At 65.9% G+C, this 17,401-nt stretch carries 16 protein-coding genes; 7 read left to right on the top strand and 9 right to left on the bottom strand.

What is annotated here, in order from left to right; genetic code table 11:
* Positions 1-51 precede the first annotated feature (51 nt).
* Positions 52-750, top strand: a complete 699-nt coding sequence (locus VI26_RS08290) for a FadR/GntR family transcriptional regulator (protein ID WP_053074323.1) — start codon at positions 52-54, stop codon at positions 748-750.
* 71 nt (positions 751-821) lie between these two features.
* A complete protein-coding gene (locus tag VI26_RS08285) occupies positions 822-2,093 on the top strand; it encodes an MFS transporter (protein WP_048409266.1) in 1,272 nt (423 codons plus the stop codon).
* Between the two features lie 63 nt (positions 2,094-2,156).
* Here VI26_RS08285 and VI26_RS08280 read toward each other — a convergent pair whose 3' ends face one another.
* From VI26_RS08280 to VI26_RS08270, 3 genes are read right to left on the bottom strand one after another with little or no spacing between them, the layout of a single operon-like run.
* Complete coding sequence (locus tag VI26_RS08280) at positions 2,157-2,681, bottom strand: DUF2946 family protein (protein ID WP_048409330.1); 525 nt, start codon at positions 2,679-2,681, stop codon at positions 2,157-2,159.
* 54 nt (positions 2,682-2,735) lie between these two features.
* Positions 2,736-5,228 carry an ABC transporter permease gene (locus VI26_RS08275; protein WP_048409265.1) on the bottom strand — a complete coding sequence of 831 codons (2,493 nt, stop codon included), beginning with the start codon at positions 5,226-5,228 and terminating at the stop codon, positions 2,736-2,738.
* A complete protein-coding gene (locus tag VI26_RS08270) occupies positions 5,225-5,917 on the bottom strand; it encodes an ABC transporter ATP-binding protein (protein ID WP_048409264.1) in 693 nt (230 codons plus the stop codon). The genes VI26_RS08275 and VI26_RS08270 overlap by 4 nt, the downstream gene beginning before the upstream one ends.
* A 2-nt stretch (positions 5,918-5,919) precedes the next feature.
* On the opposite strand from VI26_RS08270, the gene VI26_RS08265 reads away from it, so the two are divergent.
* A complete protein-coding gene (locus VI26_RS08265; RefSeq protein WP_048409263.1) occupies positions 5,920-6,519 on the top strand; it encodes an arylesterase in 600 nt (199 codons plus the stop codon).
* A gap of 134 nt (positions 6,520-6,653) precedes the next feature.
* Entirely contained in the window at positions 6,654-7,901 is a 1,248-nt protein-coding gene (locus VI26_RS08260) for an MFS transporter (RefSeq protein ID WP_048409262.1), read from the top strand.
* Positions 7,902-7,906: 5 nt separating this feature from the next.
* On the opposite strand, the gene VI26_RS23200 is transcribed toward VI26_RS08260, so the two are convergent.
* The 6 genes from VI26_RS23200 to VI26_RS08230 form a co-directional block, all read right to left on the bottom strand.
* Positions 7,907-9,133, bottom strand: a complete 1,227-nt coding sequence (locus tag VI26_RS23200; protein WP_053074322.1) for a GGDEF domain-containing protein — start codon at positions 9,131-9,133, stop codon at positions 7,907-7,909.
* Positions 9,130-10,332 carry a GGDEF domain-containing protein gene (locus tag VI26_RS23195; RefSeq protein WP_053074321.1) on the bottom strand — a complete coding sequence of 401 codons (1,203 nt, stop codon included), beginning with the start codon at positions 10,330-10,332 and terminating at the stop codon, positions 9,130-9,132. Before VI26_RS23195 ends, VI26_RS23200 begins: the two co-directional genes overlap by 4 nt.
* Positions 10,333-10,476: 144 nt before the next feature.
* The gene (locus VI26_RS08245; RefSeq protein WP_048409261.1) at positions 10,477-11,091 is read right to left on the bottom strand and encodes a peroxiredoxin; all 615 of its coding nucleotides are present in this window, start codon (positions 11,089-11,091) and stop codon (positions 10,477-10,479) included.
* A 290-nt stretch (positions 11,092-11,381) separates the two neighbouring features.
* The gene (gene aspS, locus VI26_RS08240; RefSeq protein WP_048409260.1) at positions 11,382-13,175 is read right to left on the bottom strand and encodes an aspartate--tRNA ligase; all 1,794 of its coding nucleotides are present in this window, start codon (positions 13,173-13,175) and stop codon (positions 11,382-11,384) included.
* Between the two features lie 84 nt (positions 13,176-13,259).
* A complete protein-coding gene (locus VI26_RS08235) occupies positions 13,260-13,910 on the bottom strand; it encodes a DUF502 domain-containing protein (RefSeq protein WP_231580978.1) in 651 nt (216 codons plus the stop codon).
* 24 nt (positions 13,911-13,934) lie between these two features.
* Positions 13,935-14,195, bottom strand: coding sequence for an FmdB family zinc ribbon protein (locus VI26_RS08230; RefSeq protein ID WP_048409258.1), 261 nt, complete (start codon positions 14,193-14,195; stop codon positions 13,935-13,937).
* Positions 14,196-14,459: 264 nt separating this feature from the next.
* Here VI26_RS08230 and fabI point away from each other — a divergent pair, with 264 nt between their 5' ends.
* Genes fabI through VI26_RS08215 form a run of 3 tightly spaced genes read left to right on the top strand, consistent with a single transcriptional unit; the run spans position 14,460 to position 17,334 of the window.
* The gene (fabI, locus tag VI26_RS08225; RefSeq protein ID WP_048409327.1) at positions 14,460-15,236 is read left to right on the top strand and encodes an enoyl-ACP reductase FabI; all 777 of its coding nucleotides are present in this window, start codon (positions 14,460-14,462) and stop codon (positions 15,234-15,236) included.
* 11 nt (positions 15,237-15,247) lie between these two features.
* A complete protein-coding gene (locus VI26_RS08220; protein WP_048409257.1) occupies positions 15,248-16,183 on the top strand; it encodes a phosphate acetyltransferase in 936 nt (311 codons plus the stop codon).
* Positions 16,180-17,334 (top strand): acetate/propionate family kinase, encoded by a 1,155-nt coding sequence (locus VI26_RS08215; RefSeq protein ID WP_048409256.1) that lies wholly within the window; start codon positions 16,180-16,182, stop codon positions 17,332-17,334. The genes VI26_RS08220 and VI26_RS08215 overlap by 4 nt, the downstream gene beginning before the upstream one ends.
* Positions 17,335-17,401 lie beyond the last annotated feature (67 nt).

Genomic DNA, 17,401 nt, shown 5'->3' with positions numbered 1-17,401 from the left:
GTATTGTCTCGCTAAAATTCATCGGATGATTGGATGAATAAGGAGCGAGCCATGACGGCCTCACCTTACAAACGCTCGCTGGTCGATATCGCGGTGGAGAACATCGCCAAACGGCTGGCCGACGGCGATTGGCCATTGGGCGCGCGCATTCCCACCGAACCGGAGCTGGCCGAACAACTGGGCGTCAGCCGCAACACCGTGCGCGAAGCGGTGCGGGTGCTGCTGTATGCCGGGCTGCTGGAAGTGCGCCAGGGCGATGGCAGTTATGTGCGCGCCACCGTAAACCCCGGCGACGCGATGCGCGCCATCAGCCGCGCCAGCCTGCGCGAACACCTGGAAGTGCGCTGCATGCTGGAAGAAGCCGCCGCGCGGCTGGCCGCCAGCCGCTGCCCGGAAGCGGACCTCAGCGCGATAGCGGACGCATTGACGCTGCGCGGCGAGCGCCTGCCGCAGGAGCCGCTGGAAGCCTTCATCGAGCGCGACCTGGCGTTTCATCTCGCCATCGCCAACGCCAGCGGCAATCAGGCCTTGGCCGAGCTCTACGCCTATTTTTCGCGCGCGGTGCGCCAGCATGTGCAGCAGTCCATCCTGGACGAGGCACTGCCGGACCCCGACCTCGCCGCCCACCAGGCCATTTACGAAGCCATCCGCCAGCGGCGGCCAGATGAAGCCGGGCAAGCCGCCGCCGCCATTACCCGCCCCTTGCTGGAGGCACTGGACCGCTTGCTGGATCGTCCCAGCACCATTTGAGCCTGATTCGAGCCGGCCCCCAGGCGCGGGGAGCCGGCTCCGACAACAACAAAAGCGCAGAAGGAAAACCCATGTCCACACCCAAATCCATGCCGGATCACCTGCCGGTAGAAGACACGCTGATCGACGCCGAGATCGACGACGCCGGCGTGCAAAGCCAGAATCCCGCGCCAAGCCGGCCCTGGCTGTTGCTGCTGGGCCTGATGCTGGTTGGCATCAATCTGCGCCCGGCGCTGTCCAGCCTGTCCCCGGTGCTGGGCGATGTCGCCGCCAGCCGCGGGCTCAGCGGCATGATGGCCGGCTTGCTCACCACGCTGCCGGTCGCTTGCCTGGGCCTGTTCGGCCCGCTGGCGCCGCGGCTGGCCCGCCGCTGGGGCAGCGAAAAGACCATCGCGCTAATCCTGGTGACGCTGGCGCTGGGCATCCTGCTGCGCACCCAGTTCGGCCAATTCGGCCTGTTCGCCGGCTCGGCGCTGGCCGGCGCCAGCATAGGCATCATCGGCGTGCTGCTGCCCGGCATCGTCAAGCGCGACTTTCCGCGTCAGGTCAGCCTGATGACCGGGGTCTACACCATGGCGCTATGCCTGGGCGCGGCGCTGGCCGCCGGCCTGACCGTGCCGGCGATGCACTGGATGGGCGACAGCTGGCAGGGCGCGCTGGCGATCTGGGCGACCCCGGCGCTGCTGGCCTTGCTGGCCTGGTGGCCGCAGACGCGAAAACAACAAGCGGCCCACCACGGCCAATGGCTGGTGCGCGGCCTGCTGCGCGACCCGCTGGCCTGGCAGGTGACGCTGTTCATGGGCTTGCAGTCGTCCATGGCTTACATCGTGTTCGGCTGGCTGCCGTCCATCCTGATAGACCGCGGCGAAACGCCGCTGCACGCCGGCCTGCTGCTGTCCATTTCCATCATGGTGCAAGTGGCCTCCTCGCTGCTGGTGCCGGCATTGGGACAGCGCTGCCGCGATCAGCGCCCGCCTATCGCCGCCACCGTGGCGCTGGTGCTCAGCGGCCTGTTGGGCATGTTGTTCGCTCCCACCGACAGCCTGCTGCTCTGGGCGGTGCTGCTGGGCCTGGGCCAGGGTGGCCTGTTCAGCATGGCGCTGAGCCTGCTGGCGCTGCGCTCGCCGGATCCCCATGTCGCCGCCCACCTGTCCGGCATGGCCCAGGGCGTCGGCTATGCGCTGGCCTCGCTCGGCCCGCTCAGCGTGGGCCTGATCCGCGACCAGACCCACAGCCTGTGGCCGCTGGGCCTGCTGTTCCTGCTGATTTCCACCGCCACCTGCGCGATGGGCATGCTGGCCGGACGCAAGCGCCTGGTGCAGGTGGAATCCCGCCCGCTATAAACCAACTGGCGACAAAAAACCCCGGGGCGCGCCCCGGGGTTTCTTTGTGCTTGACGGCCAGGCTCAGCCCTTGGGCCGGCCGATGATGCCGTAGCGCTGCCACAGATCCGGCAGGCTGGCCTGCCCCAGCGGAATCATCGCCTTGCCCAAGGCCAAGCGCGCCGGCAGCGAGGCCATCTCACCATTCCATCCCGGCGCGCCCTCGTCCAGCACCGCGGCCAGATCGCGGTCGTCCACCGCCGCCAGTTCGCCGCCGATCTCGATCAGCAGCATGCCTTCCGGCGTCAACCAGGCGGCGCGCGCCGGCACGTCGTCGTCGTAGGGCAGCGTGCTCCAGCCCGATGGCGTGCGCCGTGCCACCAGCGGCGCAGCGTCCAGCGTCACATAGACTTTCTGCGGCCCATTCTGCACATAACAGCGCCCCAGTCCGTCGCGGCTGTAGTTGCGGCCGAAAAACTCCACTATCGCCTCGTGTTGCAGACGTTCGTCCTTGATCCACCACTGGCCGCGCGCATCCAGCCGCAGCCAGCCGAACACCGCCGGCACATTCGGCCACTTGGCCATTGCCGCCTGTACTATCGCATCCATCATGCGTCTCCTTGCGGGTTTGCTCCCGCTTGATTCTCAGCTTTGACCACTAAATCAGATCGCTCTCAACACCGCCATCGGCGAGGTGCGGGTGACCCTCCCCACCAAGGGCCAGCCGGCCACCACCACCACCAGTGCGCCGCACAGCACCCCGGCCGGCAACAACCATGGATTGAACACCAAGGGCAGATTGAATAATTTGACCGATGCCAAAGCGCCTATGCCCATCGCGCCCAGCGCCGCCAGCAAACCGGAAAAAGCGCCCAGCCAGGCCAGCTCCGCCAGCACCACGCTGCGCACCTGCCGCCGCGACGCACCCAGCGCCCGCATCAGGCCGACATCGAACAAGCGCTCGTCGCGCGTGGCGGCCAACGACGCCCACAACACCAGCACGCCGGCGGCCAGCGCCAGGCCGAACATCGCCTCGATGCCGCGCGCCAGCTTGTCCATCATCGCCCGCACCTCGCTCAGGATGGCGCCGACGTCGATCACGGTCAGATTGGGAAACTCGCCCACCAAGCGGTTGACGAAGTCCTCGTCCGCCGGGTCCAGCCGGAAACTGGTGATCCAGCTGGCTGGCTGCTGGCTGAATTGGCCCGGCGTGCCGATCACGAAGAAGTTGACGCGGAAACTGTCCCACGGCACTTCGCGCAAGCTGGTCACCTTGGCGCGATAAGTCGTGCCAGCCAGATCGAAGGCCAGCGTGTCGCCCAGCTTGATGCCCAGCGTGTCCGCCAGCCCGCGCTCCACGGAGAACTGCGGCTTGATCCGCTTCTGTTGCGGCCACCATTGGCCGGCCACCAGTTTATTGCCCGGCGGCAGCTCGTCGCGCCAGGACAGGTTGAACTCGCGTTCGGCCAAGCGTCGCGCGCGCTCGTCCTCGTAGGCCGATGGCCGCACCGGTTGTTCATTGATGGCGATCAGCCGCGCCCGCACCATCGGCGCCAGCTCCGGCATCGCCCGCCCTTCCGAGGCGAACGCGTTGCGCACGCCGTCCAGCTGATTACGCTGGATATTGATGACGAACTTGTTCGGCGCGTCCGCCGGCACGCTGCGCTGCCAGGCGCCGATCAGATCGTCACGCACAATGGTCAGCGTCAGTAGCGCCATCAGGCCCACCGACAGGGACACGATCTGGATCACCGCCAGCCAGTGTCGGCGCGCGATATTGGCGATGCCGAAACGCCAGCCCACGCGGCGGCCACGTGGTAGCCTCCGCATCAGGTAGATCACGCCCAGCGCCAGCGCGCCGACGGCGGAGAAAAAGCCCAGCATGCCGGCCAGCAGCCAGCCCGCCACCGCCAGGTCGCCCACTTGCCAGGCGGCCAGGCCCAGCAAGGCCACCAGCGCCAACAGCGGCGCCAGCACGCCCTGGCGCGTGGGTTCCAATTCATCGCGCAGCACCGCCGCCGGTGGCACATCGCGTATGCCCATCAGGGGCGGCAAGGCCAGGCCGGCCAGCAGCACCAGCGAGGCCAGCGGCCCGACCAGCCAGGTCAGCCAGCCCGGGTCGGGCAGGATTTCGCCGACATAGCCGCTGGCCAGCCGCATCAGCGCCAGTTGCACGCCGAAACCGCCGGCGGTGCCCACCGCGCCGGCCAGCAGGCCCAGCAGCAGGAACAAGCTGACAAACAAGCCCCACACCTCGCCGGCGGTCAGCCCCAGGCAGCGTAGCACCGCCACTTGCTGCCAATGACGCGCCAGATAACGGCGCACCACCAGCGCCACCGCCGACGCCGCCAGCGCCACCGTCAGCATCGCGGTCAGGCCGAGGAAACGCCGGGCGCGCTCCAGCGCGGTGCGTACTTCCGGCCTGGCTTCCTCCACGTTTTCCAGCCGGGCGTCCTTGGGTTTGGCCTTGTCCAGCCATTGGCGGAAGTCGGCGACGCCGCGGTCGTCCCCGGCGAACATCAGGCGCCAGCGCGCTCGGCTGCCTTCCTGGATCAAGCCGGTGGCGGCCAGGTCGGCGCGGTTGAACATCAGCCGCGGCACGAAGTTGTACAAGTCCATCGCCCCGTCCGGCTCGCGGACGATTTCGCCGGCCAGGCGCAATTGCGCGCCGCCTACGCCCAGGGTGTCGCCCAGCTTCAGCTTCAAGCGCCGCATCAGGCGAGCGTCGGCCCAGGCGCTGCCCGCGGCCGGTCGCAGGCTGCCGGTTTCGACGCGGCCGTCGGCCAGGCGCACGCTGACTTCGCCACGCAGCGGATAGCTGTCGCTGACCGCCTTATACGTGGCCAGCGTCGCCTGCCCGCCGGCGAACACCATGGAGGGAAAACTGATATTGTCGGCCAGCCGCAAGCCGCGCTTTTCCGCCTCGCGGCGGATGGACTCCGGCGCCGGAGCGTTGCCGTTGAGCACCAGATCGGCGGCCAGCAGCTGCGTGGCCTGGGTGGTCAGCGCGCGCTCCACCCGGTCGGAGAAGAAGGCCACGCTGCTCATCGCCATCACCGCCACCACCAGCGCCAAGGCCAGGATGGTGAGTTCGCCGGACACCAGTTCGCGGCGGATGAAGCGCAGCACCAGGGTCAAACGGCCGCTCAAGGTCATGAGCGCGCTCCGTTGAGCTTGCCTTCCACCAGCCGGTAGATCGCATCGCAGCGGCTGGCCAGCTCGGTGTCATGGGTGACCAGCACCAGGGCGGTGCCCTGCTCGGCGTTGAGCTGGAACAGCAGGTCTATGATCTGGCGGCCGCTGTGCGGGTCCAGATTGCCGGTGGGCTCGTCGGCGAACAGCAGGCCAGGATGAATGACGAAGGCGCGCGCCAGCGCCACCCGCTGCTGTTCGCCGCCGGACAGATGCCGCGGGTAATGGCCCAGCCGGTGGCTGAGGCCGACGCGGTCCAGCATCTGGCGCGCAGCCTCGCGCGCGTCGGCGCGGCCGGCCAGCTCCAGCGGCAACATCACGTTCTCCAGCGCGCTCAATTGCGGCATCAACTGGAAATTCTGGAACACGAACCCCACCTTGTCTCTGCGCAGCAAGGCGCGCGCGTCCTCGCTCAGGCCCGCCAGCGCCTGGCCGAACAAGGCCACTTCGCCACCGGATGGGTGATCCAGGCCCGCCAGCAAGGACAACAAGGTAGACTTGCCGGAACCGGACGCGCCGACAATGGCCACGCTCTCGCCTGGATACAGGGTCAGCGTGGCGCTGCGCAGAATGTTCAGCGGCTCACCGTGAAAATGCACTTGCTTGGCCAGTTCGCTGGCCGCCAAAACCGCCTGGGTTTCAATTGGATTCATTTATGCGCTCGATACTAAGCAAAGTTCTACTTTCCGCCAGCCTGGGCTTGCTGCTGCAGCCGGCTTCCGCCGCCACGGTGCTGGTGTTCGGCGACAGCCTGTCCGCCGGCTACGGCCTGTCTCCGGGCCAGGGCTGGGTCAGCCTGCTCGCCAAGGAGATGGGGGCGAAACACCGTATCATCAATGCCAGCATCTCCGGCGAAACCACCGCCGGCGGGCTGGCCCGGCTGCCGGACGCGCTGGCGCGCCATCGCCCCGACATCGTGGTGCTGGAGCTGGGCGCCAACGACGGCCTGCGCGGCCTGCCGCTGGCGCAGATGCGCGGCAATCTGTCCAAGATGATCGCCTTGGCCAAACAAAGCAAGGCCAGGGTGCTGCTGGTGGGCATGGCCCTGCCCCCGAACTATGGCCCGCAATACGGCGCCGAGTTCCGCAACGCCTACGCCGAGCTGGCCAAGCGCGAGCGCCTACCCTTCGTGCCGCTGCTGGTGGCTGGCTTCGAGGCCGATCTGTCGAAGTTCCAGCCGGACGGCTTGCATCCCATCGCCGCCGCCCAGCCGCAGATGATGCGCACGGTCAAGGCCAAGCTGCCGCTCAACTGAGCCTCCGGGCTTTGTCTCGCGCTTGCTCGCCGGCCTTTGAGCAGACCTCAGGGCCACAGGATATTTGTTACATTGACATTTCGTATTGCAATGCAGCAAGATAAGCCAACAGCATAATCATATCCTGAATCGCCATGAGCCGTCCGCCACGCCCACCCTGGCCACAACGCCTGATAGCGCCCTACCGCGGCTTGCCCACCACGGTCTACATCCAGGTGCTGTGCAGCTTGATCAATAATATCGGCGGTATCACCAAGCTGTTCCTGCCGCTCTATCTGCGCGAAAGCTATCAGCTGGGCTATGGCACCATCGGCCTGCTGATGGCCGCCTACGGCGCCGGCGCGCTATTGGGCTCGCTCAAGGGCGGCGCGCTGTCCGACCGTTTCGATGGCCGCAAGCTGGCCACCCTGTTCCTGTTCACGTCCGGCGTCTGTCTATTGCTGCTGGCCTTGGCCATTCCCTTATGGCTGTTTGTGCCGGTGCTGCTGGTGTCCGGCCTCGGCGACGGCGCCTTCCGTCCGGTCAATCAGCGGCTGGCGCTGGAGCCTTGCCAGCCGCAGCAACGCGCGGTGGCGCAGGGCATGCTGCGGGTGGCCTTCAACCTGGGCGTCGCCATCGCCGGCCTGATCAGCGGCGCGCTGGCCGCCATCGGTTATGGCTGGGTCTACGCGGCCAACGCCGCCGCCACCTTGAGCGCGGCCGCCTGGCTGGCCTGGGCCTACCGTCGCTACGACGCGGCGTCCATCCACCAGGCGACGCTAGAAACCGCCGAAACCAGCGCCGCGGATCTGGTCGGTCCCTGGCGCGACCTTCCCTTTCTGCGCATATTGCTGGCCCTGATGCTGATGACCGCGGTATTCGACCAGATCTATGTGACGCTGGGTTTATTCCTTCGCGAGCATTATCAACTGGGCCCGCAATGGATGGGTTATCTGTTCACCCTGAACGGGCTGATGGTGGTGGCGCTGCAGATCCCGATCAGCCGCCGCATCCTGGACTGGGGCCTGCTGGCCAGCACCCAGGCCGGGGTGCTGCTGACCGGCTTGTCCTTTCTGTGGCTGACCGCCGGCGTCGGCCCGGTCTGGGCGTTATTGATGATGTTCACGCTGACCTTGGGCGAGCTGCTGATTTCCCCCTGTTACACCATGCTGGTGATGCACCGCTCCGAAGGTCGGCTGCGCGGCCGTTACCTGGGCCTGTACAACGCGATCTGGCAAGGCCGCACCCTGTTCGCGCCGGCGCTGGGCACCTGGCTGTACGGTCATTTCGGCGGCATCTCGCTCTGGTGGCTGTGCGCGGCCGTCGTCTGCGTGTCCGCGCTGCTCCAGCACGCGGCGTTGCGTGAAATCCTGGGACCGGCCCGCGCGACAGCCACAGCCTGACGGGCTCAAGCCTGCCGGTCTTCGCGCCAGACGCGCACCCGGTTGCGCCCCTGCTGCTTGGCCGAATACAGGGCGGCGTCCGCCCGCAGCAAGGCCTGCTGGCTGCCGCCCTCCTCCGGCCGGCCAGCCACGCCTATCGACACCGTCTGCGCCAGCCCCGCCGGCAAGCCATCCAAACCAGCCTCCGCCAACACCAGCCGCACCCGCTCCATCGTCTCCGCCAGCCGCTCCGGCGCCAGGCCCGGCGCCAGCACCACGAACTCTTCGCCACCGTAGCGCGCCAAGATCATTTCCGGCTGCAGACAAGCGGCGATATGTTGCGCCGACTGCTGCAACACCTGGTCGCCCACCAGGTGGCCGAAGCGATCGTTGATGGACTTGAAATCATCCAGATCCAGCATTGCCAGGCTCCACGCCGCTTCCGCGTCCTGATCCAGCGCCGCCATGCGGCTGCGCAAGGCCCGCTGATTGAGACAGCCGGTCAGCACATCGGATTCGGCCAGCGCGTGCAATTGCTCCACCGCCTGGCGCAGCATGTTCCGCCGCTGCTCCAGCAACTCCCGTTTCCCCTCGCTTTCCGCGTGCACGCTCTGCAGCCGGCGCAGCACCACCGCATTCTGTTCGCGCAGCCGCACGGTGTCGCGCAGCAGCGGATTGAAACTGGATAGAAACTCCCATTGCACCAGGATGAAGATCACCGCGCCGGCCAGCAAGGCGCTGTACAGCACGCCGCCCTCGCTATAAAAGCGGTACAGCGGATAGGCCCAATAGCCGATGAAGAAAGTCAGATGCAAATCACGACAGGGAGCCATCAAGAGACAGACCGCGGCGAAACCGCCGGCCAGCCACAGCACCACGACGATGCGATAAGCGCCCTCCTGCTCCGGAAACATGAACCACATCATCATGCTCCACACCATGGCGCTGCACAGCATCAAGCGCCGCAATCCCAGGTAATGCGCGAACACCTGCTCCTGGCGCCGCGCCTGCAGGCGAAAGCGATGCGCCAGCCGCGCGAACAGCAACTCCATCAGCAGGAACAAGCCCGACCAGAACAGGATGCGCCAGCCGGGCGCATGGCGGTACATCAGCAGACCAAACAAGGGAATAGCGACAAAGGACTGCAAGATGGAAATATTGAGCATGGACACAAATTGGCGCACCAATTCCGCCTCCAGCTGCGGTTGCGGGCTTTCCCAGGGAAAGGGGCGCGCGCCTAGCCAGCGCCTCATGCCTCGCCCTCCCGTGCCAGGCAAACCCGGTCTCGTCCCATTTCCTTGGCCTGGTACAACGCCTTGTCCGCCTGTTGCAGCAGGGCCTGCGGTCCGGCTCCCGGCCGCCAGGCGGCCACGCCGCAGGACAAGGTCACCGGCAGATCGCCGCTCCAGCGTCGCCAGTCCCAGCCGCTGATCTTGCCGCGCAGCGCTTCCATGCGCCGGCTCAGTTCCGCGCCGTTGCAGGCCGGCGCCAGCAGCAGAAACTCTTCGCCGCCGTAGCGGCCGAACAATTCGCCATCCGCCAATTCCTCTTGTACCAATACGCACAACTGCTGCAGCACATCGTCGCCGCGCGCATGGCCGTGGCTGTCGTTGATGCGCTTGAAATGGTCCAGATCGATGATGGCGATGGCGAAGGGCGCGCCTTGCGTTTCCGAACGCGCCAGCAGCCGCTCCATTTCCCGCATCAGCGCGCGCATGTTCAAGGCGCCGGTCAGCGGGTCGCGCGAGGCCAGTTCGCTGATGCGCTCCACCGCCTGGTCCAGCTCCACGTTCTTCTGTTCCAGCATCGCGTTGTAGCTCTCCAGCTGGCGCTGCTCCAGCATCAGTTCGCGCAACAGGTCGGTGTTCTGCGCGCGCTGGCTCATGGACTCATGGGCGAAGCGGTGCAACCTGGCGGTGAACTGCACCAGCACCAGCAGGTAGATCGCGCCGGAAACGCCCACCCAGCGGAATACCGCTTCCGGCGACAGAAACAGGCGCAGCAGGATCAAGCCCCAGATCGGCAGCACGAAGCCAAAGAACAATTCGCGCCGCGCGGACAGCATCGCGCCCTGGACCGCGCTGACCGCAATCCCCCACAACACCACGATCAGGCTGTAGGTCAGGTCCCCGCTCGGCATCAGCACCCAGGCGGCTAGACCCCAGCCCACGCCGACACAGGTGATCTGCGCAGCGAAACGGCGGTGCAGCGCGGCGATCTGCCAGTCGTCGTGGTCGGGGCAGCGGCTGGCTCGCCAGGTAGTGCCCCACAGGGCCAGCAACAGCAGCCAGAACGCCACCAGCCACAGCAGCGACGGCAGCCACGGCGTCCGGCCCCACTCCAGCGCCGCCAGCAGCGCCGAGCCCAGCAGCGCATGCGGTACCACCACGTGGGTCGAGCGCATGACATGCAGCATGGTGAGGCTGTCCAACTGGCTGATCGGCGGAGGCATGGCTGGCGTCTGACGAATTCCGGATGGCTTATTTTTCCGTTATAGCGGGCAAAGCGCCAGTCCGGTGCGTCCGGGCATGAAAAAGCCCCGCGGGCCAAGGCGCGCGGGGCGTGTATGCCGGATCGTGTTCGATCCGAATACCGATTACAAATCCTTGGCGTTTTCCGCCAGGTAGGAAGCCACGCCTTCGGCGCTGGGCTTCATGCCCTTCTTGCCCTTGTTCCAACCGGCCGGGCACACTTCGCCGTGCTCTTCGGTGAACTGCAGCGCGTCAACCATGCGCAGCATTTCGTCCACATTGCGGCCCAGCGGCAGGTTGTTCACCACTTGGTGCTGCACCACGCCGGAGCGGTCGATCAGGAAGGAGCCGCGGAAAGCGACGCCGCCTTCGGCTTCAACGTCGAAGGCCTTGCACAGTTCGTGCTGGATATCGCCCACCAGGGTGTAGCCAACTTGGCCGATACCGCCTTTTTCCACCGGGGTGTTGCGCCATGCGGCATGGGAGAACTGGCTGTCGATGGACACGCCGATCACTTCCACGTTCTTGGCTTTGAAGTCGGCCAGGCGGTGATCGAAGGCGATCAGCTCGGACGGGCACACGAAGGTGAAGTCCAGCGGGTAGAAGAACACTACCGCGTACTTGCCGGCGGTAGCTTGCTTGAAGGAGTAGTTGTCAACGATCTGACCATCGCCCAGCACGGCGGAAAAGGTTTTCGCGCCATCGAAGAAGGGGGCTTGCTTGCCAACGAGTACGGCCATTGCGGATCTCCTTAAAGGTCTTGGTGTGACTGCGCTTCCCTGATCGGGCATCGGGAAACGCGGCGGAATGCGAGGCTTTATAAATCAGCCCGGCCGGGATCGGCAAATTGTAAATCCATATCGTTGCGATAAAGTTTTGCAATGCCGCTGCGGCGGGCGCGCCTTGAGAATAGCTAAGGCTGCTATTAGATCGGGGCGAATGCCCAAGGTTCAAGCCGAGCCGTCCAGCCGCGCCAAATAAAAACGGCCGCTGCATGGGCAGCGGCCGTCAACATCGCGTCAAGCCGGCATCAAGCGGACGGCTCGGCCTTCTGGCGCAGACGCAGGTTCAGTTCGCGCAGCTGCTTGTCGTCCACCGCGTTGGGCGCGTTGGTCAGCAGGCACTGGGCGCGCTGGGTTTTCGGGAAGGCGATCACGTCGCGGATGGACTCCGCGCCGCACATCAGCGTCACCAGACGATCCAGGCCGAAAGCCAGGCCGCCGTGCGGCGGCGCGCCGAACTTCAGGTTGTCCAGCAGGAAGCCGAACTTGTTCTGCTGCTCTTCCGGGCTGATCTTCAGCGCGCCGAACACTTTTTCCTGGATCTCGGCGCGATGGATACGGATGGAGCCGCCGCCGATTTCCCAGCCGTTCAGCACCATATCGTAGGCGCGCGCCAGGCAGGCGCCCGGATTGGTGGCCATCAGGTCCTCATGGCCCTGCTTGGGGCTGGTGAACGGATGGTGGCAGGCGGTCCAGCGGTCGTCGTCCTCGTCGTGCTCGAACATCGGGAAGTCCACCACCCACAGCGGGCGCCATTCCTTGACGAAGTAGCCGTTGGCCAGGCCATGTTCGTGACCGATCTTGATGCGCAGCGCGCCGATGGCCTCGTTCACCACCTTGGCCTTGTCCGCGCCGAAGAAGATGATGTCGCCGTTTTGCGCGCCGGTGCGCTCGATGATGGCTTTCAGGCCATCCGCGGACAGGAACTTGACGATGGGCGACTGCAGGCCTTCTTCGGTCGGCTTGCTGGCGTCGTTGACCTTGATGTAGGCCAGACCCTTGGCGCCGTAGATGCTGACGAACTGGGTGTAGTCGTCGATTTCCTTGCGGCTGAGGCCGGAACCGCCCGGCACGCGCAGCGCCACCACGCGGCCGTTGGCCATGTCGGCCGCGCCGCGGAACACCTTGAACTCTTCCGACTTCATCACATCGGTCAGTTCGGTGAATTTCAGGTCCACGCGCATGTCCGGCTTGTCCGAGCCGTAGTAGAACATCGCGTCGGCGTAAGTCATGCGCGGGAACTGCGGCAGCTCCACGCCCAGCACGTCGCGGAAGATCTCCTTGGTCATGCCCTCGGTGATATCCATGATCTGGTCCTCGTTCAGGAACGAGGTCTCGATATCGATCTGGGTGAATTCAGGCTGACGGTCGGCGCGCAGGTCTTCGTCGCGGAAGCACTTGGTGATCTGGTAGTAGCGGTCGAAGCCGGCCACCATCAGCAATTGCTTGAACAGCTGCGGCGATTGCGGCAGCGCGAAGAATTCGCCCGGGTGCACGCGGGACGGCACCAGGTAATCGCGCGCGCCCTCCGGCGTGGAGCGGGTCAGCATCGGGGTTTCGATGTCGATGAAGCCCTGCTTGTCCAGATGGTTGCGCACGCCCATCGCCACCTTGTAGCGCAGACGCAGGTTTTTCTGCATCGCCGGGCGGCGCAGATCGATCACGCGGTTGGTCAGACGCACGTTCTCGGACAGGTTCTCGTCGTCGATCTGGAACGGCGGCGTGGCGGCGGCGTTGAGGATTTCGATTTCCTTGGCCAGGATTTCGATCTCGCCGGAAATCATCTTGCTGTTGGCGGTACCGGCCGGACGCTCGCGCACGATGCCGGTGATGGACAGCACGTATTCGCCGCGGCTGCTGTCGGCCAGTTGGAACGCTTCCGGGGTGTCCGGATCGATCACCACCTGCACCAGGCCTTCGCGGTCGCGCAGGTCGATGAAGATCACGCCGCCATGGTCGCGGCGGCGGTGAGCCCAGCCCTTCACGGTCACGGTCTGACCCAGGTATTTTTTGTCAATAAGTCCGCAATAGTCGGTTCGCATTTGGGTAAACCCTTTTATTCAAATTCGCTGAGGTATCCCCGCCAGGGGGAAAAGAAGGCTTTATGGGCTAGACAGGGTGGCGGCCTAGCCCTGTCGATTATGTTCGTCGTTCAGGCGCGGACGCTGAGCGGCCGGCGGCGGGTTAGGCGCCACCATGCCCATGGAAATCGCGTATTTCAACGCTTCGTCCACGCTCATGTTCAATTCGCGGGTGTCCTTCTTGGCCACCATCACGAAATAACCCGAAGTCGGGTTGGGGATGGTGGGCACGTAAACGCCGATGAACTCGTCGTCGGACAAGGATGCGGACACGACATCAGGCAGCGGGCCGGTCTGAAACGCCACCGTCCACATGCCGGAATGGGGAAACTGCACCAGCAGCGCCTTCTTGAAGGCCTGGCCGGAGTCGGACAGCAGCGTGTCGCTGACTTGCTTGACGCTGTTGTAGATGCTCTTCACCACCGGGATACGCGACAGCAGCGCGTCCCACATGTCCAGCACGCGCTGGCCCAGCACATTGGCGGCCAACATGCCGGTGCCCAACAGAATCAGCACCGACAGCACCACGCCCAGGCCGGGCAAGTGGAAGCCAAGCAAGGCCTCGGGCTGCCATTCCTGCGGCAGCAGGTTCAGCGTCTGGTCCAGCGAGGTGACGATCAGGTTCAGCACCCACAAGGTCACGGCCAAGGGCAGCCACACCAGCAAGCCGGTGACCAGGTAGCCCTTCAGCGTCATTTTTATTTGCGGCGTCATCGGGGTTTACGCGCACCCACAGCCAGTGCCGCAGCTATGACCGCCGCCGCTGTCAGAAGACGCGGAGGACGAGCCGCTGGACGCGCCGCCCTTGAAGTCGGTGGCGTACCAGCCGGAACCCTTCAGCTGGAAGCCGGCGGCCGACAGCTGCTTGCGGTATTCGGCGCTGCCACAGGCCGGGCATTGCGCGATCGGCTCGTCGCTGAGTTTTTGCAGGTGCTCTTTGGCGACGCCGCAGGCGCCGCAACGGTATTCGTAGATTGGCATAGCTTTGCTTCCCCACCAGTAATCATGATGGCATAATAGACCGAACTCATGCTGCACTGCACTATCCGAGCGTGAACTTCCGCTCGACATGCCTAGTCGGACAGACGCGGATGAACGGCTCCAACGTCGAGTCATCCATCCGCCGAATCGTCGATTATATCCGACTGAATCGTCAATACAAAAATCCCTTTGCTTCATTAGCCCGCAATACTGCCCTGCAACCCTACAAATCCCGGAGGTCACATGGTTTACCAAGAGGGTCAGATGGAAAGCATTCGCAACATTCTTGCCGGCAAGAAAGGCCTGATCGTAGGCATCGCCAACGAGAACAGCATCGCCTATGGTTGCGCCAGCGTGCTGCGCGACCTGGGCGCCGAGTTCGCCGTCACCTACCTGAACCAGAAAGCGGAGAAATACGTGCGCCCGCTGGCCGACCAGCTGGGTTCGCCGCTGGTGCTGCCGCTGGACGTGGAGCAGCCCGGTCAGATGGAGGCGGTGTTCGAGGCCATTCGTCAGCAATGGGGCAAACTGGATTTCGTCATTCACTCCATCGCCTTCTGCCCGATGGACGATCTGCACGGCCGCGTCACCGACTGTTCGCTGGAGGGCTTCCAGCAAGCGATGCGCGTGTCCTGCTACTCCTTCATCGAAATGGCGCGCCTGGCCGAGCCCTTGATGAGCCAGGGCGGCAGCCTGATCACCATGAGCTATTACGGCGCCGACAAAGTGGTGGAGAACTACAACATCATGGGTCCGGTCAAGGCGGCGCTGGAAAGCGTGTCGCGCTATCTGGCCAGCGAACTGGGCTCCAAGAACATCCGCGTGCACGCGGTCTCCCCCGGCCCGCTGCGCACTCGCGCCGCCTCCGGCATCGCCCACTTCGACCAGTTGATCGAGGACGCCATCGCCCGCGCGCCGCAAAACCGCCTGGTGGAAATCGAGGACGTGGGCACCACCTGCGCCTTCCTGATCTCCGACGCCGCCCGCGGCCTGACCGGTCAGACCATCTATGTCGATGGCGGCCACCACATCAAGGCCTGAGGGAGCACGCCATGACACGCGACGAACACGCTTTCGCCGACATCCTGCAACAGGCCATCGGCCTGGGCCCGCTGCCGATGGCGGTGGCCCATCCCTGCAGCCGCGAAGCGCTGCTGGGCGCGGTGGAAGCCGCCGACCACGGCATCGCCACCCCCATCCTGGTGGCCCCCGCCGCCAGGCTGGCCAAGCTGGCCGACGAACTGGAAGTGGACCTGAGCCGCTTCGAGCTGGTCGACGTGCCACACAGCCACGCCGCCGCCGAACAGGCGGTGAGCCTGGTGCGCGACGGCTACGCCGACATCCTGATGAAGGGCAGCCTGCACACCGATGAATTCATGGGCGAGGCGCTGGCCCGCGGCACCGGCATCCGCACCGACCGCCGCATCAGCCACGTCTGGATCATGAAGGTGGAAACCTATCCGCGCTACCTGTTCATCACCGACGCCGCGATCAATATCGAGCCCGATCTGCTGACCAAGCGCGACATCTGCCAGAACGCCATCGACCTGACCCAGGCGCTGGGCATTTCCCAGCCCAAGGTGGCCATCCTGGCCGCGGTGGAAACCATCAATCCGGCGATGCGCTCCACGCTGGACGCCGCCGCGCTGTGCAAGATGGCGGATCGCGGCCAGATCACCGGCGCCATCCTCGACGGCCCGCTGGCCTTCGACAACGCCATCTCGCGCGAAGCCGCCGACAGCAAGGGCATCGTCTCGCCGGTGGCCGGCGATCCCGACATCCTGCTGGTGCCGGACCTGGAAGCCGGCAATATGCTGGGCAAGCAGCTGACCTATCTGGCCGCAGCGGCCTCCGCCGGCATCGTGATGGGCGCGCGCGCGCCCATCGTGCTGACCAGCCGCGCCGACGACGCCACCGGCCGCCTGGCCTCCGCCGCGGTGGCCAATCTGCTGGCGCACAAGCGCCGGCAAAGCGGGCCGCGGCCATGAGCCGGGTGCTGCTTGCCGTCAACGCCGGTTCGTCCACGCTGAAATTCCGCGCCTTCGCGCCGGACGGACGCCAACTACTGGCGCGCGGCATGGTGGACCGTTTCGGCCAGGCCAAGCCGGAGCTGCAATTGCTGGACGGCAAGGGCCAGATGCTGAGCTGCCGCGCGCTGGACGACGGCGGCCGCGCCAACGCCATCGCCTCGGTGATCAACAGCCTGGCCGATCAGCAACTGGAACCCGTGGCGGTGGTGCACCGCGTGGTGCACGGCGGCGGCCGCTTCACCGCCGCGACGCGGCTGAACGCCGACATCCGCGCCCAGCTGGAAGAGTATGTGGCGCTGGCGCCCTTGCACCAGCCGGTCAGCCTGGCGGTGATTTCCGCTTTCGAGGAATACGACGCCAGGCTGCCGCAGTTCGCCTGCTTCGACACCGCCTTCCACGCCCAGCAGCCGGAAGTGGCCACCCGCTTCGGCATCGCCCGCCACTGGCATGACGAGGGCGTCCGCCGCTACGGCTTCCACGGCCTGTCCTATGCCGCCATCGCGCGGCGGCTGCCGGAGTTGGGCCTGGAGCGCGCCAAGGTGGTGGTCTGCCACTTGGGCAGCGGCGCCAGCGCCTGCGCGCTGGACGCCGGCCGCAGCATGGCGTCCAGCATGGGCTTCTCCGCGGTGGACGGGCTGATGATGGGCAGCCGCCCCGGCTATATCGATCCGGAGGTCATTCTCTACTGGCAGGAACAGGCCGGCATGAGCGTGGCCGAGGTGAGGCGCGAGCTGTACAAGAACTCCGGGCTGCTCGGCGTCTCCGGCATCTCGTCCGATATGCGCGAACTGCTGGCCAGCGATCTGCCAGCGGCGCGCGAGGCGGTGGAACTGTTCTGCTACCGCGTGGCGCGCGAAACGGCCAGCCTGGCGGCGGCGATGAAGGGCCTTGACGCGCTGGTGTTCACCGCCGGCGTGGGCGAGCACTCGCCGGAAGTGCGCGGCCGGGTGCTGCAGCAACTGGCCTGGCTGGGCTTCGAAGTCGACCAGGCCGCCAACCTGGCCCAAGCGCGGCGGCTGACCACCGCAGCCAGCGCGCGCGCCGCCTATGTGCTGCCCACCGACGAGGAAGGCGAAATGGCGCGCCAGGTGGCCGCGCTGCTGCAGTAAAACGCCGGGCCCGTCCACAAGGCGGGCCGGTTTGGAGCGGCGGCGACATGCCCAAGGCAAGACGCGC

This window comes from Chromobacterium sp. LK1 (genome assembly GCF_001043555.1).
GTDB classification, from domain to species: domain Bacteria; phylum Pseudomonadota; class Gammaproteobacteria; order Burkholderiales; family Chromobacteriaceae; genus Chromobacterium; species Chromobacterium aquaticum.
This window is presented reverse-complemented; position numbering and strand designations above follow the sequence as displayed.